Consider the following 20,894-nt stretch of genomic DNA (forward strand, 5'->3'; position numbering starts at 1 on the left):
TATGCGTCTAAATTTTTGATTGCTCTTAATTAAATTATCTACAAGACAAACACAGACCTGAAATACATTTTTGGCTAAATCAATTCCACCAAATTTTATATCCATAATGTCAATCCTTTAGGTTTACTATCAGCATCAAGTTTGGCAGATACCGCGAAAATTGAGTACCGAGGCGTCCGTCACATCACTACAAGAAAATCAATTTCTTTACTTCATCAATAGCTATCAAAAGATAAAACTTCCAACCCTTTATTAAAATCAATTCGTTGCTTTGATTAAATTTCTCTTCACTACATTAAATACATAATGAATAAAATAATAGCTGCTGATAATCATATCCATACCTAACTCTTTTCTGTATATTTCCCATTGCCATTTTGCGGCTTTAACTTTATCAGAAGAAACTGAGTTTGGTGCAACCCGATAACGAGCTAGTGGCTTCTGTATACAGTGAACCTTTCCAACTTTTTTAACTAACTCTAGCCACATGATATAATCTTCGTGCCCATGCTCTTTCTGAAAAACTATCCCAAGCTTTTCTCGATTATAGATTCCCGTAAGATTTCCTATACAGTTTCTTTGTAACATGTTGCGAAAAGTAAACTCTTCAGGAAAGCTTCGTTGCGAGATCACGTTATCGGCTTGCTCATCAAGAAAAACAAAATAGTTAGAGCAGACAATATCGTAGCCACTTTCAAGAGCTTTAACTTGAAGCTCTAATTTTTCGGCCTCCCAAAGATCGTCAGCATCTAAAAAAGATACGTATTTTCCCTTACATTTTTCGAGAGCGAAGTTTCGTGGTCCAGTTGGACTTCCTGAGTTAATTTCGAGTTGGTAAAAATGAATTCGAGGATCAACAATATCAAGAACGATTTTTTTTGAACCATCACTTGAACAGTCGTCAACAATAACCAACTCCCAATTTACATAAGTTTGATCTAACACACTTTGTATAGACTGACCAATAGATTGAGCAGCGTTGTAACATGGCATTACTATTGATATAAGTGGACCTTCTGAATCCATATTATGAGTCTTCATTTTATTGACACCCAACTAGTTTCTTGCTCTTCATCAACAAAAATTGATAAATCACTAGAACTGTAAGTATAGAATTGATAGTAAGAATATTTTCAAAAAAGCATATAAAAAGTAAACTACAAATTAAGCAATAAAGTACATTATCATTTCTTGCTTTTTTCAATAAATAATAGATAAAAAATACTATTATCATATATCCAACCACACCAAACCCTAAGATCAAGTTAAAGTAGACTACATCAACCTTATCAAAACTTCCAAGGCCGAAAAGAAAGTTAAATAAGCTTAACTTTTCAAGTTGCTCATAAAAACCATAGATTCTACCATTTAGAAACACATCAAGCATTAATGTAAAGCTTGAGTTCATATTAAAAAACAACGATACAGAAATTAATAATGGAATCATCAAAACTAAACCAGAAAGGAAGTCTATCTTTTTTATTTTGTTTTTAAACACAACAATAAACATTGAAAAAAACAAAGCTAGTATATATGTCCTAGAGCCAAGTAATATTGAAGAAATAGAAAAAACAACAAAGTACAGTAAGAATAAAAGGTATCTTTGGTAGATCAAAAGAACAATCGTAAACGTACAAATCAACATTGATACCACATTAGGGTTAACAAAACCTAATGATGACTTCAGAGTGAATAAGTGTGTACTTGGTTGCTTTAAAACTTCATTATCAAGGTCACCTATTAATGTAAAGAAGACAAAACAACCAAAGAATAGAATTAATAAAGTAGATACAATTCCTAAGTAGTGATGTAAGGAGCCTCTAGAAACTATAAATAGTGAAACAGAAAAAAGTATTAAAATTGAGATATCTAAGTACAATGTGTTTTTGGTGACAACAACTAAACCAAAAAGAATGAAGCTAATGATAAATAGCTTCTTGTATTGATATATATTTTTTAAATCTGTAAATGCAAAAATAATAAAAACAAGCGTTACTATATATCGTAAAGAAACAAATATCGGCTTGTATTCTTCAAAACTTAAAACATAACTAATCAAATTAGATACGTATAGGAATATGATAAGAAGTAACGATACAACCACATTAAATCTTATTTCAATACTTTTTCCAGCCATAAACTTTTTATACTGTCTTTACCATATTTTAATGAGGTTAATTTTCCACGACTTGAATAGTCTTTAATCTTACTAGGTGTTGAAATTAGGCTATAAATTGCCTCAGAAAGATTATCTACTGACTCAGCTTCGACAAGTTCTCCATTAAAACCATGTTCTATTATTTCAGAAGGCCCCGTTGGACAGTCAAAGGAAATTACCGCATTTCCAGCATTTTGAGCTTCAACAATAACAAGTCCAAAACCTTCAAACCGAGATGACAATACAAATACTTGAGATGATTGGTAATACGGCAATACATCTTTCACTGCACCAACAAATTCGATTCTATCACTAATGCCCAATATATTAGCTTGTTCTTTAAGTTCTGCTTCTAATGTACCACCACCAACTAATCGTAGTTTCCAATCTGGCACTCTATCCGAAATAAGTGAAAAGGCATTGATTAATAGATCAAAGCCTTTCTGTTGTTCCAACCGTCCTACACCAAGAACATACTTTGGTCTTTCCGTAACTGCCGCAGAGTCAGTGGTATTATCAGTTTTGCCTTCTAAGATGGAGACTGGATTGATAACCTTAATCGCTCGGCAATATTTATTGTATTTTTGTAAATCAGAATCAGTAAGAGCGAGCACTTTATAAGCAAATGGATACAAGGCTCGTCTTGCATATTGCCAAATTTTACTTGGTAAATCATGATGTATATGCTCGTAAGCAATAACTTTTTTATTCAAACCAAGCGTGGACAAAATGGTAAGGCAATTTGTAGAAGTCCAGTTTGTTACGATAAAGTCAGGATTAGCTTGTTTTATAATTTTCCTAGTTCTTAAAATTAGCTTTATGTTATCAAGCGTAAAATAAGATAAACCACTTAATTCATTATCATCTTTACAGAATCCAAGAGAATGGCGTTTGACAAAGCTTGGAACTTCAAAGAAGTCTTCGGTTTCACTTCTAATTGTAAGCAATTCACATTCTATATTTTTGTCATCTCCAAGAATATTTAGAAGAGAATGTACAACTCGATCAGTACCACCACAATGCATTGCATGGTTAACAAACATTATTTTCATTTATTGTTCCAATATTATATCTACTAAACCATCAATTCCTTTAGAGGTATCTTTATCTCTAAGATCGAAAGAGAAGTCGAAACATGCATTGTTATATGCCGCTACAAACTTAACATTATAATCAGAGTAGTCTTTATTTTCTTTTTCTAAGGAATCTAATAACTTGCGTATATCTTTATAAGAGTCAACCTTCTTGACTAGTGGGTGGTCTTCATAGAAGACTTCTCCAAATAATAGAACTGGAATATTAAGAAGAACTCCTTCATACCCTACCGTACTAGTCAGTGTTACTATTGCATCGCATTTCAACAGCAAGCTTTTAACGTTAACCTCTGGCCTAGTAAAGATAACATTAGGTAAATTAGCTATTTTTCTATAATAATCGTAGCTTTCAAAACCACTGGCAGAGATATGATCTTTAACTATTAAGAATTCATTTTCTCTTAAGGAAAAGGCGATATTTCTAATTACCTCTATCTCATCATAATGTTTTGCTAAAAGAGAAGTCGAAGATTCTGGGTGATAGTGTAATGGATATAAATAGTACTTACTATTAGGTTCAAATTTAACTTCGTTGCTGTATAACTTATTTATTCTTTTTTTATTGAAGACTCTAAAAACATCTCTAAGTCTGTACTTAACAGATGACTTCAAAGGTACTCCCATTTGAATCCCAACGCTATTTAGATATTTAAAATGTGTTATAAGGCTGCCGAATGACGGTTTTTTCTTGCTGAGAGTCGAACTCAAAGATATTTTAGATAAGCCATTGAACTTCATGTAGTCTGGTTGAATTGAAATTAAGTTATTTACATATTTAGAAGCGTAGTTAATATCTTCGTTGGTAAATTCATCATCTTCAATCCCTTGATTAATATGATGCTTTATTTCATTTCCGGTTATAGAAAAATAAGATTTACCAGGTAGTCGAGACGCAGTTATCCCCAAGTAACGAATGCCTAGATTTGTCGATACCTCAGCGGCAAGGTGTGCATAGCAGTTAGAAACGTTTTCATAGAAAGTGAAATCTGGATCGAAATCTTTCAAGTTATCTTCTAAGAATTTATACAAATGCTTTACTTCTTGCAGTCCTTTTTTTTGTTTAAATTCATCTTCAAATCCATAATAGCAGCCACGATCATAGTCTGGGTGCATTACCCAAGAACAGATCGAGTCTGGTAATTTAAAGCTTTGATCAATAATGTCATCATACTTACAAGTTACAACATTATTTAGCTCATCAGGTGAGAAGTATAAGTCACGAGAAAACTCATTAATGACTAAAAACCTAACATCATTTCCCTTTGCCATTAAAGCTTTACCAAGCTTGATGTAATACTTAGAAAATGCTGCTGTATTAATTAAAATAGCTATTTTTTTCATGTTAAAATTCTTTTTTAAAACCTTCTCTGACTTTCAACAACTTCATAATACCTGTAACGAGTGTTGAGACAAGTACTGCAAGGACAACCGTATTTATAGCAGATATACTATAGAAATCGCCAATTACTAAAACAACAATAAAAGATAATAAACTAAGAATGCTTATCATCATAATAGCTTTATCATAATTAAATGCGTAAATAACGTAATGAAAAATAGTTGAACTTGCCAATATAAAGTTTATAAGTAACAACCACCAAAAATATTCGATGTTATTGACATATTCATCTTTTCCAATAAATTCTATTAAGTAACCTAAAAATATATAAGAACCTAATGAAAAAACAACCAATATTGCTAAACACTGTATTAGCATCTTGATCATCTCATTCTTCATTAGTTGATTTTTACCGTCTTTATATAACTGTATTAACTTGGGGTAAGAGAATTGAAAGATTACCGAGTCACAAAAAGATAATAAAACACCGGCAAAACTTGAATAAAAGACATAAACACCTAGATCATTGAGCTGGTCAGTATATTCAAAATATGACTTATCTAAGACAAATATCGTCCTGACAGCAAGTGTACCTATAAAGAATACGGAACTGGTTTTAAAGACTTTAATCAACCAATTTTTGGTTAATTTTTCTTGCATTATATCGTTAATATTTACTTTTGTTGCCCTAAACAGAATATAACTTCCATATAATAATGAGAAAAAGCTACATAAGGCCCATAGACCAAGAACATAGATTAACTCTATCTTGGTTATGTTCAGGGCAACTACTACCGCTATGATATAACACCAAGATGAACTTCGAATAAAAAGTTGGATACCAGCTTTGAGCTGGTATTTTTTTGCAATTAACATACGACCAACTTCTTGGTTATAATGCTCAAGAAAACATAAAAGCACTATTATAGGTATATATTCAAATAAGGTATTTATTCCTTTTAATGCTACTAATGTTATCAATATTCCAGCAATTGATATTAATATTATTGCTTTTGAATGCTTAATAAATATGAGTTCATTTTCTGTTCTAATATACTCTCTCGTTGAATATGTATACAGATCACAACCGCAGAAATACATATAGTAAACTACGATTGACTGTATCAAGCCATAAATACCGAGCTCGTAAGCTTCAAGGCTTTTGGCCAAACAAATCATCAGTAAAAACTTAGATGCAAGTATAAGAACTTTGATTAACAGATTATAAATCTTATCAGTATTTAAATTCATCTAAAGACCAATTTTCAAAAATAATAGAGATTTTCCATTTATTATGTTTATTGATGTCACATAAGAATATAATACGTTAATAAATAATAAATAGAGAGGAAATAAAGATTGAATTTAAAGAGGTTCAAATATTGTGAATCTCTCAATTAATATTAAGACTAAAAAGTAAAGTTTGGATCAAGGTGTTCTTTAACTAGCGCACGTAAGCTTTCTACACCTTCCCACTCGGTGTTCGTACCTGAGTTATATTTAAAACCAAATGGTACTTTTTTCGCTGTATGATGTTTTGGATATTCTTCTTCCACGTACACAAATGATACCGAAGGTAAAATCGCATAATACTTACCAAGATCGATGGTATTTAAAGAATCTGTGTCTGTAATCATCTCTTCGTGCAGCTTTTCACCAGGGCAAATCCCAACGACCTTAGGCTTAATTCAGGAGCAACAGCTTCCGCAATATTTAGGATTTTGTAAGATGGAATTTTTGGAACGAAGATTTCCCCACCCAAGTGATTTTCTAAAGCGTACATAACCATATTTACGTCATCTTGTAATGAGATATTAAAGCGTGTCATATCTTCGTGGGTTATTGGCAAGATACCCTCTTCTCGTTTATTTAAGAAAAACGGGATTACTGAACCACGAGAGCCCATTACGTTGCCATATCGTACAACACGAAAGCGGATATCTTTAGAGCCTTTAATGTTGTTTGCAGCTGTAAACAACTTATCTGATGCCAGCTTCGTTGCACCATAAAGGTTAATAGATGCGCATGCTTTATCTGTGGAAAGTGTCACGACATCTTTTACACCGCACTTAAGTGCTGCATGAATAATCACATCCACACCTTCACAACCTTGGACATACGATTTTGGTCACGGACAGCGCCAATAAGAAGCGGAGCTGCGAAAACTCTTTTGTCGGATACTTTTTCTTCAGCTCAAACTGCTTCAATTCATCACGAGAAAAAGATAATAATTTTTTTAACTTCTGGATAACGCTCAAGAATAGTTTAAAAGTAACAGACCTAGCTAGAACGACTTCACTAGAAGTTTGCTATTTTCTGATCGCAAATCTAATTAGGACTAAACTAACACCTAATAAACCACCAAATAGGGCGCCTAATACACAAATCAGCGCTCGTTTAGGATCCGATTTAACCTCTGGGACTACTGCTGGGTCTACGACCTTAAAAACAAATTCCTCTTGAACTTCTGCTAACATGAGGCTTTTTGTTTGTTCTTCGATAAGCTTGTAAAAAGTACTTTGCATATCTGCTACCGCAGTTTTTTGTAACTGCTCATTAAGGTAAGCAAGGTTTTGAGAAGTTTCAGAGATTGTACGATCTCGCATCACATTGTTGATGTCAGTAATTAACCAATTTACCCATTGCTTTGCTATAAAAGGAGAGTAGTGTTTAACGGATACTGTATACAACCCTGTCTCTTTATCTTGATTAACACTAAATATATCTTCTCTAAATACATCATACGCTTCTTGCGCCGATGGCTTAGGACCTCTTAAACCATCAGGTTCACGAAGCCACTTTTTATTTGTCTCGTCATATATTTCATCATCCAGAATAAGCTCGTCATTACCTAAGTTCCAATCTTTTGCCGCCATCAAAGGTACCAGCAAGTCGTGATTTTTAACAAAGGAGTCAATAAATTTACGAGATCTCATCACCTGAACGGCGAGCTCCGTTTGTGATGAGTCACTGCTACCTAGATTTACACCCGCTAATGAAGCTAGACCACCAAACTGCCCAGCTAATTTTGACAGCCCCCCACCATTTGAACTCTCTGCAGGAGATAGTAGAGCATCCGCTCGATATATATTTGGTAAACTAAGTGAATACACCACTGCACCAATAGAGAACACAAAAGTTATGGCGATAATAATCCACTTACCTTTCCAGATAGCATGAAGCATTTCTTTGAGATCTGCTTCTCCTGCATTTACTTCGTATGGGAAATCATCTTGATATTTGTCGGGATATTTTTTTTGATTCATATGTATTGTGTTATGAATTAAGAGTTTACCTTCTACAAAAACATATTTTTCGTCTTAGTCAAAAGGAATAAGGAGAAGAAAGTATTAAAACAAAGTGGCCCCTCATCAAGAAGAGCCAACTTTACTTTAGTGTTTAGAAAGACTTAGGCCAAGCTTTGGTCTTATTGAGTTTCTATTTTAGAGCATTAATCGCCACACCAGTTTGATAAAGTATCTGCGTTGCAGCTGTCCATGTACTTAACGCATCGCGGTAGTCAGTGTCAATTGGTACGACAATTGTGTCACCAGCCTTTAGCTCTTCTTTATTATTTCCAAACCAGTAGCCAGATGAAGGCTTATAAACAGAACCATCTGCACGTACTACAAAAATACGGTCTTCGTCCGCTTGCTTTTTCGCACCACCAGCTTTATTCAGATAATCATCAACATCGAGTTTGTTATCCAACAAGTAGGTAATTGGAACCTGAACTTCTCCCATGATTGAGACTGTGTTGCGGAAGGTCGGCACAAAGAGGAAGTCTCCATCTTCTAGCATAAAGTCTGCTGAACGCTCGCCTTTTAAAATACGGTTTAGCTGTACCACCATACGACCAAGTGCTTTACTGCGACTTGCTTCCTCTACAAACGCTAACGTTTTCTCTGGGTCAGAAATTACAGAACCTATATTGCTATCTGCTCGGAACGTCTTCTTCGCTGTTTCTTTTCGCATATCTGCGGCGTATTGATTTAAGAGCTTCTGCTCTTGTAAGCGTAATGCTTCACGCGTAAATATTGCTCCTTGAGGGTGAGCAAACTCGGTTAGACCGCCCGCTCGCTCCAATAACTCGTTCAGAGTTTCACCTTGACGCACGGTATAGGTTCCAGGGAAACGAACTTCACCCTGTAAAGTGACTGTACTTTGTAGCTTCACATTTGGCTTTTCTAGGATGTTCAAACGATCTCGGCCTACGATAATTGCATCGTCCGAAGCACTGCCTTGGATTGCTTTACGCAAATCAATACGTTCAACATCAATATACGCACGCTCATCCGCACTATTAATAGCGGTTCGCGCTAGTTCTGCATTAATTGTGAATGCGTTGTAAGTCAAACCACCAGCAGCTTCAATAAGCGTTGATACCGTCATTCTTGGAGTGATCGGGTAGCGTCCTGGGTGCTTCACTTCACCAAAGACTTCAGCAATTTGAGGGGCTAGCCCCAAACGAGACTGTTGCTGAAGTTGTAACAACACTGGGGCAAGTAAAGTGCGACGAGTATTTTGCTTCAGCTTTTCAAAGTCTTCCTCTGTAATCTCTTTACCACGGAAAATGATTTTAACTGGTTTATCCAGCTGAGTTGTGTTCTGGTTGACGACCATACCGTCTGCAGAATGCGAAACGGCAACAGAAGAGCTCATCACTTCTTGTTCTTTCTGTTGTTCTAGCTCAGCTTGCTCTTGCGCTTGTTCTAGCGTTTTTGCTTTTGAAACAGACTCTTGCGTTGCTAATGTATCCAAGTCTTCGTTATTAAAGCGGTTGAAAACCAATATACGGTCTCGTGAGTGTAACTTAATGTTGTCTTGGCTACCTGGTGATAGAATCGCGTTAGCTAAGCTTAGTTGGAACACTTCAATATCACGCTGTGGATTAATCTCTCTTACCACAACCGCATAGTTAACATCAGCTGTAGAATTAAAAGCTGAGTCAACAGATTTGAAAAGATCGGCAACACGAAGGCCATTGCGCCATTCCACATAGCCAGGATGACGAACATCCCCCTCTATCTGCACGTAACGAGTAAGCTCTTCGCTTTTTTTCAAGATCTTGATGGCGTCGCCATTTTTAACTTTACTCTGTCGATCTTGCGTTTTATTGAAATCAAGCGTCAGAGCCTCACGAGTGCCATGTGAAGCATAGCGTTTTATCTCCAATTGCTCGGCATGGGCATTCGCAGTAAAACCACCAGCCATCTGAATAAGTTGCTGGTATGTTTCACCTTGCTTGACTTCATAAATTGCAGGACGGTTGATCTCGCCTTCTATAGACACTGTATCGTTAACAGAACCAATTAAAACAACATCATCCGGTAGTAAGCGCACATCATTACTTGCATCACCTTTTAGTAACAGGTCATACATATCCAACTTACGAATGATTTTCCCATCACGCTTTAGCTGAATATCTCGCAGCGCTCCACTTTCACCAAAGCCGCCGCTGTAATAGATAGCTTGTGAAATTGTCGTCAATGCGCTAACCGTGTAGGCTCCTGGTTTATATGCATCCCCCATGACAAACACTTGCATGGTACGCAGTTCGCCCAATGAGATATCACTGCGCACACCAATCATTTGTTCTTTTACTCGTTGAGTCAGGGAGTCACGTACATCGGAAAAGTGCATGCCAGCAACATTTACTGGCCCAAGTGAAGGGAAGTTGATTGTGCCCGCACGATTTACGCGTAAACGATGCGTTTCATTCTCCTTACCAAACAACTGCACAATGATTTCATCGCCAGCCCCCACGGTGTAATTTGCTGGCACAGGAACATCACTGATCGGAGCAAAAGTGCTTGGAGAACCAGCAAAAAGATCTAAACCAAAGCGTTTAAGCTCTTCCTTCTCGTCTTTTTTGAGCCATTGTTCCTCTATATTAGAAGATACAGCGCCACTAGATTCAGCCCTAGGTTTGATTACTTGCGGGTTTTCGTAAGGAGACTTGTTTGAAGATGAACTAGAAGGACTGGAGAAACCATATTTACTCGCCAAGGCCTGTTGTTGGTCGGCGGGTAGATTTTGAAACATTTTTATTTGTTCTGGAGTGGGTGTTTGTGCCATCGAATAAGACGCAAACGTACTTGCCAATATAAAAGCGGCAATAGAGAAATATCCTTTAAACATGGTATGTCACTATAATAATTGAATAAAAGCCCCTAGCCCCAAGTTTGAGCTATAGGTATTTAAATTAGAATCGGTGCTGAAAACCCAGTGTAATCGAGTTAAGGCGAACTTGGTCTTCAGAGACGTTATCAACGAACTCAAATATCACCGCGCTTTGGTTGTTTAAAGCGTAGTGCATACCTAACCCAAAACTAAATCCTTGTTCTTTGTGAGAACCTACATTTTGTAGATCGAGCTGAACGCTTGAATACCCAGCTAAACCATAAAGTGCAACTCGCTCTGAAACTGGCATATTCAACTTAACAAAGCCGCTCAAAACGCTATCAACGGCAAGACCGCTGTCACGTTGAACTGATGTCCCATAACGCCCTTCTAAGCCGATATAGTCATTAAAGAAATAACCAGCTTGCGCACTAAGAAGAAAAGGACTCCCCTCTTTTACGGACTCAGAAGACGAGCTTTTCAATTCTGCATTTGAGTAGCTCACTAACGCACCAGCATAAAAATCGGCTGACGCTGAAAAAGAACTCAGGCTTAAGCCCAGTGCACTAAGTATTCCTAAACAATGCTGCTTTCTTATCACGTAAAAGTCCCTAGTACTGGTAATAATATGGACTGCCAAAGCAAAGTTAAGTGTGCTATGCAGGCCATTAAATACTGAAGAGTTGGCACGCTACCGCCCTGAGGCGTTGAGCGTAAGCCACTGTATCGCTTTCTATATGGTGTAAGTAAAAACGACCTATTGACTCCAAACCTCTAGTCCTGGAGGAAATAGGCCGACAAATTATGCACTCTTGATAGTTTATCAGCAAGCAAGGGAGCAAGATAACCGCACAATGTCACGCTGGTGTTAGAAATGAGATCGTAAGCCATAGCAAAATAAGAAACTATTTACATGCTAAGGCTTTTTTATCTAGAATATAATTTGGAGCATTTTTTATGCTACCAAACATCGATGTTTTTATACCGGATATACAAGGATTAATAATGAAGAATACAGCTCTAGCTATTCTTATGGCTCTAAGCGCATCAACTGCATTTGCAGCAGAAGAAGCAGGTTCAGCAGGCGCAGCTTCTGCATCTGCAACAGGCACAACAGCTGTAGCAGTAGGTGCAGCAGCAGCGGTAACTGTAGTAGCAGTTGCAGCGTCAGATAGCGACTCAACATCTACTTCAACATCTACTTCTACTTCTACTTCTACAAACTAATTTCGTTTTGTAGATAGAAGATAATCGCCCTGAATGACTCAGGGCGATTTTATTTGTAAGAGGGAATAATGAATATCTTCCGAACGTCTAAATGGATACAACCACTCCTCACTCTTCCGCTACTAAGTTTATTCTTTGGCTGCACACAGAAATTCAATGATGTTTCAGCAACCGTCCAAGAAGCGTACGGTAACTACATTGATGTAGAGATGACACCAGAAGAAATAAATGCTGTTCCATATGCCAGTGCCTACTTGAAACTTGGAAATCAAAAACAGGTGTTTGTTGTTTTAGCTTTCGCGGAACGAAACCCACTCAGTGGTAAAAAACAACTAAAATGGGTAAGCGCCGATAAAGCAATGCTCGTTACGGAAAATGGACATATTGTCAAAACGATTGGTCTACAGAGTGGGGACTTAGCGGGCGTTTACGGTGACGTTCCAGATTTTTCTTTAGATTCAACCTCTGTCAACTACGCACTCTCATACGATTGGGCGACACAATACCGTTATGGCTTTCCAGCAAATGTAACGCGCTCTTACTCAGGCCAAGAAACGTTAACAACACCTATTTCTAGCACTATAACCAACGTATATAGAGAAGTTGTTGAGTTTAGTAGCCTTTCTCGAGCGGTCGAAAACTACTATTGGGTCAATGAACAAGGTCAGGTCGTTAAAACCTTACAACACCTAGGGCCAAATATGATTCCGGTTGAGTTAACCATTTTGAAGGGATATAGCAAATCATGAGCAAGCAACTACTCACATTACTCGGTTTGGTCATGCCGCTTTTGAGCATGCCTAGCTTCGCTCAAACAGAAACCTCTGCTATGCAACCATTAAATGTTGAATTGCTAGAAGCAGGCAAACGGCTACAATTTCAAGGGCCGGCTCGTTTAGAAAGTGTGTTAGCACTTGCTAGGGAGCAAAGCGTCTCTCTGCAATACTCTCTTGGTACCACTTTGTTTGATAAATCGGAACGCGCCGAGAAAACTTCTACCGCTTTAAAGAACTCGGTGCTCAATCAAATGATTCAACACAATTTGGTCGCACATCCATTCTACAAGTTCATTCAGCAGCAAAGCTTTGCACCGCGTTTACTGTCTGCGATAGATGTTGATAAAATTCGACTAAATAAATTCGACAACCCACTGTTGCGCGGCAATTTCCTTCTCGCAAGCCCTCTACGCGAAGAAAAAGTGTATTACCTGGGAAACTTAAATAGTGTGTATTCCATTAAGGAGCAGGCAGGCATCCCTTTGCAGAGACAGTTAGAGAATTTGAAAAGTAACATTGGTACGTTATCAACACCGCCAGTGTTGATCTACCCAGATGGTCACGTAGTTAAGCCGCATCACGGAGCTTGGTTAACAACACAATATTACTTACCACCTCTGACATTGGTATATATTCCGTTTGGTGAACTTGAATACTCGGAAATGGACCAAGACATTGTCCGCCTACTCACTCAACTGATACCAAATTCCACAAAGAGACCGCAATGATGCCAATTAGAAAAAGCTTAACCCTTTATTTAATGGGCCCAGCATTGGTTTGGGCTCAAGACATGCCCTTTGAGGCTCCCACGTTACAGCCTTCTCAGTCTGACTTTGGTGGTGTTGGCTTAATGCAGATGCCAACCGGACGTATGGCCCCTGAAGGGGAATTCAACTTTTCTGTCACAGGTAGTAATGAGTACCTGTTTTATAATGCAACATTACAAATTATGCCTTGGTTAGAAGCGACTATTCGTTATACAAGAGTAGCCTCAATACCGTACGACCCAACTTTTCCTAATGTTGATAATGAGTACACTGATAAAGGTATAGATTTCAAAGTTCGATTACTCAAAGAATCTCAGTATATTCCGGAACTATCTCTCGGTGTGCGAGACTTTGCTGGTACAGGCCTTTTCGATGGGGAATACATAGCAGCCACCAAGCGTTACTCTAATCCAAGCTTAGGTACTTTTGATTTTACTCTCGGTATGGGATGGGGTTCATTAGGTACGCGTGACAATGTATCTAATCCAGTTTGTAAATTATCAGATCGATTTTGTGAACGTCCTGCTGATTTTTTAGAAACAGGTGGCACAACCAACTTTGATAGAACATTCAAAGGGCCTACGGCATTATTTGGTGGTGTGGAATATCAGACATTACACGCCCCTCTTCGTTTCAAGCTTGAGTACGATAGTAATGATTATAGCAAAGATTTACCTGTGGTAAGCGGTGGCGTAGATATGTCTCCCCACACGCCATGGAACTTTGGTGTGCTCTACCGTATCGGAATGGCCGACTTTCGTTTAAGTTATGAACGCGGCGACACGTTGGTCGCGGGCTTAACGCTAAACACTAATTTCAATGACATGCCATCATTCTGGCGAGACACACCAACACCAGAAATCGAAGATAGCCAGCCTGAAGAACTGTCTGATGTTGATTGGGAACGTGTAACAGAAGGTTTAGACAAAATTGCTGGTTACCAAAACACGCGTATTTATGTTGATGACAGTACAGTAACTGTCGTTGGTGAGCAGAAGAAATATCGTGACCGTACAGAGGCACACGAAAAAGCGGCGGCTGTACTTCACAATGAAATGCCTGACGATATTGATACCTATGCGATCAATGAACGCAGCCGAGGCTTAGTCGGCGAACAAACGATTATTTCCAAGGAGAAATATCGCGACTTTGCCCAAGTTAATTACATCAACCCCAAAATAGAAGGTGCAACCGCAAAAGCTAGCAATAAGTCAAGTGGAGAATCTGTCTATGATGGTTTTAAACGTTTTGATTGGGGCTTTGCACCTAAACTAGTTCAAACTCTCGGAAACGCTGAAGATTTCTATCTCTTTAGTGTAGGGCTAAGCGGTAATGCCTCATACTGGCTGACGGACAACCTTGAAATTGGCGGTTCGTTATACTGGGATTGGTATAACAACTACGATAAGTTTATTTATGTCACTCCACCTGATGGCACTACCGTTCCTCGTGTTCGCACCATGTTCCGCGCTTACCAAAATGAACATGCTGTAACCATGTCAAACTTACAATTGACTTGGTTCCAAGAGTATTCCGATACGATGGATCAGCAATTCTACGCGGGTTATCTGGAGAGCATGTTTGCCGGAGTTGGTACCGAGTTTCTTTACCGACCGCAAGGAGCTAACTGGGCGATTGGCGCTGACGTCAACGTAATTTCTCAACGTGATCCACAAAGTTACTTCGGTGTTTACGACGAGAAATGGCAAAACGTGCCAGAATATGGACGTCCGTTCCAAGTTATTGATAAAGGCTTCACTGGTTTTGTATCTGGTTACTACTACCCTCAATGGGAATTCCTACAAGATTTGATGATCCAAGTCGATGTTGGTCAGTTCCTAGCTGGCGATGTTGGTACACAAATCAATGTTTCTAAGCAGTTCAAGAGTGGCGTAATTGCTGGCGCCTTTGCCTCATTTACAGACTTGTCTGCGGATGAATTTGGTGAAGGTAGTTTTACCAAAGGTTTCTACTTGTCGATTCCATTTGACATCATGACCGTTAAGCCAAGCAACAATCGTGCGAACTTTAGTTGGCAGCCTCTTACTCGTGACGGAGGACAGAAACTCGGACGTAAATACAGCTTGATTGAGTTGACCGACGAGCGAAATCCTTGGTATCAAAGGCCTAACCGTTCGGATGTGGAATAATAAAGTAATCAAGGGAGCTGCGGCTCCCTTTTTCATATCTAGATACTGAGTCATAGAAGACTCAAACCTATCTTCCTGCTTCCAATAGCGCTACTTTTCGTTTCTTGCTAGAATTCCTGAGAAAATTTTAATCTATGGTGGAAGTTCTATGATCATCGTAACTGGTGGCGCTGGCATGATCGGCAGCAACATTGTTAAAGCACTAAACGAAGCTGGTATTAACGATATCCTGGTTGTCGACAACCTAAAAAATGGCAAAAAGTTTAAGAACTTAGTTGATCTGGACATCACAGATTACATGGATCGTGACGACTTTCTGACCCAAATTATGGCGGGCGATGATTTTGGTCCGATTGAGGCAATTTTCCACGAAGGTGCTTGCTCTGCAACGACTGAGTGGGATGGTAAGTACATGATGCTAAACAATTACGAGTACTCTAAAGAGCTGCTGCATTACTGTTTAGATCGCGAGATTCCATTCCTATACGCTTCTTCCGCAGCCACTTACGGCGATACAGAGACTTTCGTTGAAGAACGCGAATACGAAGGCGCACTGAATGTATACGGTTACTCGAAACAGCAGTTTGATAACTACGTTCGTCGCCTATGGCAAGATGCTGAAGAACATGGTGAGACCCTTTCTCAAATCACCGGCTTCCGCTACTTCAACGTATATGGCCCACGTGAAGACCACAAAGGTAGCATGGCATCAGTTGCATTCCACCTAAACAACCAACTTAACGCAGGTGAAAATCCTAAATTGTTCGCGGGCAGCGAATCATTCAAACGCGACTTCGTTTACGTTGGTGATGTATGTAAAGTAAACCTGTGGTTCTTAGAAAACGGCGTATCAGGCATTTTTAACTGTGGTACTGGCCGTGCTGAATCTTTTGAAGAGGTAGCAAAAGCAGTTATCAAGCATCATGGCAAAGGCCAAATTGAAACCATCCCATTCCCTGAGCACCTAAAAGGCGCTTACCAAGAATTCACACAAGCGGATCTGACCAAACTGCGCACCGCAGGTTGTGATGTTGAATTCAAGACAGTTGCAGAAGGCGTTGCCGAATACTTAACTATCCAAAACAGTTAAGCACCACAAGGTGGTAGAACCATAACCTGCCACCTTTACTCAAGTGCAATAGCCTGTATCATTCCTAACTATCTTTTTCTCATTTAAACCACTTCGCCCGTACACGAATAGGTAACTAGACACGCCATGACAATAAAACGTGATGACTTCGACCCCAAAGCATATAACCCTGAGTTTAAGCGCCACTTTCTGTCGCCTAAGTACTGGGGCACGTGGTTAGGTGTTATCTTATTTTTACCGTTATCATTAATGCCACTGGGTTTACAAAAGTGGTTGGCGAAAACCATAGCCAAAAAACTGTCTAAATCCCACAAAGGTCCAGCTCATCGAGCGAGGGTTAACTTTGAGCTGTGTTTTCCGGAAAAATCGTTCCAAGAACGTGAAGCTTTGATAGAAAAAACACTCTACACAGCGGCCATGTTCTTTTTTCGCTTCGGGTTACTAAGTTTACGCTCACCAAAATGGCTTCAGAACCGTTGCCAAATTCGCGGCCTAGACATTTTACGACAGCACATTGATAGCAACGAAAATGTAATTTTAATGGTTCCCCACTCTTGGGCTATTGATGTGCCTGCTATCTTGCTCGCTTCAATGGGAATGCCAGTTTCTGCAATGGCGAAGAAGCAAAAGAATGATGTTGCTGACTGGCTGATGCACAAGCAAAGGGTCCAATACGGTGGTCGTGTTTATGAACGCTCAGGTGGCATTAAGCCTTTTCTGAAATCCATTCGAGATGGCTATGTAGGGTATTATCTACCCGACCAAGATCACGGCCCAGAGCATAGTGTGTTTGTAGATTTTTTTGCAACACGTAAAGCAACGCTACCTGGTTTAGGCAAAATTGCGAAACTATCACGCTCAAAAGTACTGCCTCTATTTGCGTCGATGAACACTGAAGATGGTACGTTTGATATTGAGATTTTACCAGCGTTTGAGCTGGATAAAGGCGAAGAGCAAGACGCTCGTACCTGTAATGAAGCCATTGAATATTTTGTCGGTGATAAACCCGAACAATATATGTGGGTACTACAGTTGCTGCACTCTCAAGAAGGCGGCAATAACTATTACAATTTGTTTAAACCAAGATATAACAGCGACTGGAAAGTGCAGTGAAAGTATTTGTCGTAAGCTTGGCTCGATCGCTGGATCGCCGAGAACGTATTGAAGAAAAGTTAAAACAACAAGGCATTACGTTTGAATTTTTTGATGCAATAGATGGCTCTGTTGACCGTTTTCTTCATTCAGAAAAAAGTCGTCCTACCATTACTCTACGCCGCAAAGGGTATCAATTAAAAACCAGTGAAGTCGCCTGTTTTGCAAGCCATTACGAGTTGTGGGTTCGCTGTGTTGAGCTTGATGAACCGATCGTCATCTTAGAAGACAACGTCGACCCCGTCGAAGGGCTGAAGCAAGTACTCGAACATACCCTTCCATTGACTTCTAATTATGACTACATCAAGTTGTCTGCCACTCAGAAGCGTGTATTCACCCCAATCGTACCTATTGATGATAATCATATGCTAGGGGGATACTCAGCAGGCACTTGTGGTACCACCGCTTATATCGTCACACCTAAAGCAGCCTCAAAGTTTGTTATGCATGCTCAAGAGTTTATTGAACCAGTCGATGACTACATGGAAAAACCATGGAGACATGGTGTTCAAGTTTACAGCGTGTCTCCAGATCTCTTTACTAGAGCAGAGATTGCTTCGACGATTGGTGGTAAAAGAAAAGATAAATCCAAAATGACTCTTGCGAATAAAATATACGCTGAACTTTTTAGAACTTATGAGTCAATTTTGAAATTCCTATACTGGAAAAACAAAGCATGAAGATTTTAGTCATTGGCCCTGCATGGGTCGGCGATATGGTAATGTCGCAATCGTTATATATTGTATTAAAGCAACGCCATCCAGATAGCCAAATTGACGTTATCGCTCCAGGATGGTGTAAACCGATTCTTGAGCGTATGCCAGAAATCCATCAAGCGATTGAAATGCCTATCGGTCATGGTGAGTTTAACTTATTAGGCCGCAGGGAAATTGGCAAATCATTACGTGAAAAGCAATATGACCACGCCTATATCTTGCCTAAATCAGCGAAATCAGCACTGATCCCATGGTTTGCCAACATTCCTCTTCGTACTGGCTGGAAGGGAGAAATGCGCTATGGTTTATTGAATGACTTACGCCCTAACATGAAGTCTTTTCAGTATATGGTAGAGCGCTATGTAGCGTTAGCTTATCCAAAAGCAGAAATGGTGGATTCTAACTCTCTTGGCGGGCTTGAAACTTTACCTCGCCCACGCCTTGCAATCAACGAAGCAGAGCAACAAGCCACGATCAAAAAGTTCAACTTAGCCCAAGACCAACCAATTATTGGACTGTGCCCAGGAGCAGAGTTTGGTCCTGCCAAAAAATGGCCCGAAACACACTACGCTGAAGTTGCGACGCAAATGGCTCATTCTGGACATCAAATCTGGTTGTTTGGTTCTCAAAAGGACTTAGAGACTTGTAACAATATTCGCGCACTTGTTCCGACGCAATTCCATGAGCACATTCATGTTCTGGCAGGCCAAACCAGCTTAATTGAAGCAGTCGATCTCCTTGCTGCATGTAAGACTGTTGTCGCGAATGACTCAGGCTTAATGCATGTGGCAGCTGCGGTTGGTTGTAATGTTGTTGCCGTTTATGGCTCAACTTCACCGAAGTACACCCCCCCACTCGCAGAAAAAGTGGAGATTGTTCATACCGATATTGATTGTCGCCCTTGTTTCCAGCGTGAATGTCAGTACAAACACCTTAAGTGCTTGACAGAACTTTCGCCTAAGCAAGTGCTAGATAGTATCCAAAAACTTGACGCCATTACGATAAGCTCATGTTAGTTCGCATTATTTATACCTTACTACTCGCCCTAGCGTCACCGCTGCTTTTATTTGGTTTGTACAAGAGCAAACCAAATAAGCCTAAGTTCGGCTCTCGCTGGAAAGAGCACTTTGGCATAACCCCCAAGTTAAAAAGCAACGACAAACCTATTTGGATACATGCCGTATCTGTTGGTGAAAGCATAGCAGCAACACCTTTAATCAAAGCCCTTAAGGAACAAAACCCCGAACAATCTATTCTAGTTACAACAACAACAAGTACGGGAGCTGAACAGATTGCTAAGTTGGGTGATTTAATTGAACACCGCTATATGCCAATTGACTTTGGGTTCGCTATCAAAGGTTTTCTTAAAGCAGTGCAGCCAAAACAGATGTTGATCATTGAGACTGAGCTGTGGCCAAACACGCTTCACAATGTTCACAAAGCGGGTATCCCTATAACTGTCGTGAATGCGCGCCTATCTGAAAAATCGTGTCAGAACTACGCCAAAATACAGCGGCTTTTTAACCAGCTTCATCCATGCCTAACTCAAGTACTCTGCCAAACGGATTCAGATGCAGAGCGCTTCGAACGCTTAGGCGTTGAGAAAAAGAAACTATCCGTTACTGGCTCGATTAAGTTCGATATTCAAATATCAGAGCAAGTGAAACAGCAAGGACAGCAGCTTCGAGCCCAATTTGGAAACGATCGTCCGATTTGGATTGCAGCTAGCACCCACAAAGGCGAGGACGAACAGGTATTAGATGCACATAGACAAGTTTTAAAATCTCATCCAAATGCTTTACTCGTTTTGGTTCCTCGCCATCCAGAACGATTTGATGATGTATTCACGCTTTGCCAACAGCAAGGCTTTAACACTGTGCGTCGTACTTCAACGCATGCAGTAGAGACGGATACTCAAGTATATCTCGGCGATACTATGGGTGAGATGCTAACGTTGATGGGCGCAGCGGACATCTGCTTTATGGGTGGAAGCCTAATTGGAGATAAGGTTGGTGGTCATAATGTGCTAGAGCCTATTGCACTCTCTAAACCAACTATCAATGGACCAAGCTACTTCAACTTTATAGAAATAATAAATAGTCTTCGTGAATGTAAGGCGATCTACCTAATTGATGATTTTACATCCTTAGCAGAAACAATACTAATCATTCTATCATGTAACACAGCGTCAAAAAGTGTTCATAGAGCTAACTTGTGGCTAAAAGAAAATAAAGGCGCATTAAATAGAACTCTTAACAAAATATAAGTATCTAATATAAAAATTCAACCCCATTATTAATGA

Annotated in this window: 17 protein-coding genes and 1 pseudogene; 9 read left to right on the top strand and 9 right to left on the bottom strand. The window is 39.3% G+C overall.

The features are described 5' to 3' along the window. Positions 1-258: 258 nt before the first annotated feature. The 9 genes and pseudogenes from R7Z41_RS04270 to R7Z41_RS04310 all read right to left on the bottom strand — a co-directional run bounded on the left by R7Z41_RS04270 (position 259) and on the right by R7Z41_RS04310 (position 11,315). Entirely contained in the window at positions 259-1,041 is a 783-nt protein-coding gene (locus R7Z41_RS04270) for a glycosyltransferase family 2 protein (RefSeq protein WP_318141603.1), read from the bottom strand. 1 nt (position 1,042) lies between these two features. Continuing rightward, positions 1,043-2,137, bottom strand: a complete 1,095-nt coding sequence (locus R7Z41_RS04275; protein ID WP_225477643.1) for a hypothetical protein — start codon at positions 2,135-2,137, stop codon at positions 1,043-1,045. Next, positions 2,113-3,210 (bottom strand): glycosyltransferase family 4 protein, encoded by a 1,098-nt coding sequence (locus tag R7Z41_RS04280; RefSeq protein ID WP_186584516.1) that lies wholly within the window; start codon positions 3,208-3,210, stop codon positions 2,113-2,115. Before R7Z41_RS04280 ends, R7Z41_RS04275 begins: the two co-directional genes overlap by 25 nt. Further along, complete coding sequence (locus tag R7Z41_RS04285) at positions 3,211-4,593, bottom strand: hypothetical protein (protein ID WP_225477641.1); 1,383 nt, start codon at positions 4,591-4,593, stop codon at positions 3,211-3,213. Position 4,594: 1 nt separating this feature from the next. Continuing rightward, positions 4,595-5,842, bottom strand: a complete 1,248-nt coding sequence (locus R7Z41_RS04290; protein WP_213905884.1) for a lipopolysaccharide biosynthesis protein — start codon at positions 5,840-5,842, stop codon at positions 4,595-4,597. A 158-nt stretch (positions 5,843-6,000) separates the two neighbouring features. Next, positions 6,001-6,856: pseudogene (locus tag R7Z41_RS04295) on the bottom strand (polysaccharide biosynthesis protein); the annotation flags it as partial. Between the two features lie 44 nt (positions 6,857-6,900). Then, a complete protein-coding gene (locus R7Z41_RS04300; protein WP_186584519.1) occupies positions 6,901-7,857 on the bottom strand; it encodes a Wzz/FepE/Etk N-terminal domain-containing protein in 957 nt (318 codons plus the stop codon). A gap of 172 nt (positions 7,858-8,029) precedes the next feature. Further along, positions 8,030-10,732 carry an SLBB domain-containing protein gene (locus tag R7Z41_RS04305; RefSeq protein WP_225477639.1) on the bottom strand — a complete coding sequence of 901 codons (2,703 nt, stop codon included), beginning with the start codon at positions 10,730-10,732 and terminating at the stop codon, positions 8,030-8,032. A gap of 64 nt (positions 10,733-10,796) precedes the next feature. Then, the gene (locus R7Z41_RS04310; RefSeq protein WP_047103814.1) at positions 10,797-11,315 is read right to left on the bottom strand and encodes an outer membrane beta-barrel protein; all 519 of its coding nucleotides are present in this window, start codon (positions 11,313-11,315) and stop codon (positions 10,797-10,799) included. Positions 11,316-11,719: 404 nt separating this feature from the next. Between R7Z41_RS04310 and R7Z41_RS04315 the strand changes: the two genes are divergently transcribed. From R7Z41_RS04315 to waaA, 9 genes are all read left to right on the top strand, one after another. Further along, a complete protein-coding gene (locus tag R7Z41_RS04315) occupies positions 11,720-11,941 on the top strand; it encodes a hypothetical protein (RefSeq protein ID WP_005535462.1) in 222 nt (73 codons plus the stop codon). Positions 11,942-12,009: 68 nt separating this feature from the next. Beyond that, complete coding sequence (locus R7Z41_RS04320) at positions 12,010-12,690, top strand: YjbF family lipoprotein (RefSeq protein ID WP_186584521.1); 681 nt, start codon at positions 12,010-12,012, stop codon at positions 12,688-12,690. Continuing rightward, the gene (locus tag R7Z41_RS04325) at positions 12,687-13,445 is read left to right on the top strand and encodes a capsule biosynthesis GfcC family protein (protein ID WP_186584523.1); all 759 of its coding nucleotides are present in this window, start codon (positions 12,687-12,689) and stop codon (positions 13,443-13,445) included. The genes R7Z41_RS04320 and R7Z41_RS04325 overlap by 4 nt, the downstream gene beginning before the upstream one ends. After that, positions 13,442-15,634 carry a YjbH domain-containing protein gene (locus tag R7Z41_RS04330; RefSeq protein WP_225477637.1) on the top strand — a complete coding sequence of 731 codons (2,193 nt, stop codon included), beginning with the start codon at positions 13,442-13,444 and terminating at the stop codon, positions 15,632-15,634. The genes R7Z41_RS04325 and R7Z41_RS04330 overlap by 4 nt, the downstream gene beginning before the upstream one ends. Positions 15,635-15,782: 148 nt before the next feature. Then, positions 15,783-16,724 (top strand): ADP-glyceromanno-heptose 6-epimerase, encoded by a 942-nt coding sequence (gene rfaD / locus R7Z41_RS04335; protein WP_005379462.1) that lies wholly within the window; start codon positions 15,783-15,785, stop codon positions 16,722-16,724. A gap of 126 nt (positions 16,725-16,850) precedes the next feature. Further along, complete coding sequence (gene lpxM, locus R7Z41_RS04340) at positions 16,851-17,837, top strand: lauroyl-Kdo(2)-lipid IV(A) myristoyltransferase (protein ID WP_065275034.1); 987 nt, start codon at positions 16,851-16,853, stop codon at positions 17,835-17,837. Next, entirely contained in the window at positions 17,834-18,556 is a 723-nt protein-coding gene (locus R7Z41_RS04345; RefSeq protein WP_053307407.1) for a glycosyltransferase family 25 protein, read from the top strand. Before lpxM ends, R7Z41_RS04345 begins: the two co-directional genes overlap by 4 nt. Continuing rightward, positions 18,553-19,608 carry a lipopolysaccharide heptosyltransferase II gene (gene waaF / locus R7Z41_RS04350; protein ID WP_053303377.1) on the top strand — a complete coding sequence of 352 codons (1,056 nt, stop codon included), beginning with the start codon at positions 18,553-18,555 and terminating at the stop codon, positions 19,606-19,608. Before R7Z41_RS04345 ends, waaF begins: the two co-directional genes overlap by 4 nt. Then, a complete protein-coding gene (gene waaA, locus R7Z41_RS04355) occupies positions 19,602-20,858 on the top strand; it encodes a lipid IV(A) 3-deoxy-D-manno-octulosonic acid transferase (protein ID WP_065275033.1) in 1,257 nt (418 codons plus the stop codon). Before waaF ends, waaA begins: the two co-directional genes overlap by 7 nt. The last annotated feature ends 36 nt before the right edge of the window (positions 20,859-20,894 follow it).

The organism is Vibrio sp. 1457, assembly GCF_033340195.1.
GTDB classification, from domain to species: domain Bacteria; phylum Pseudomonadota; class Gammaproteobacteria; order Enterobacterales; family Vibrionaceae; genus Vibrio; species Vibrio alginolyticus.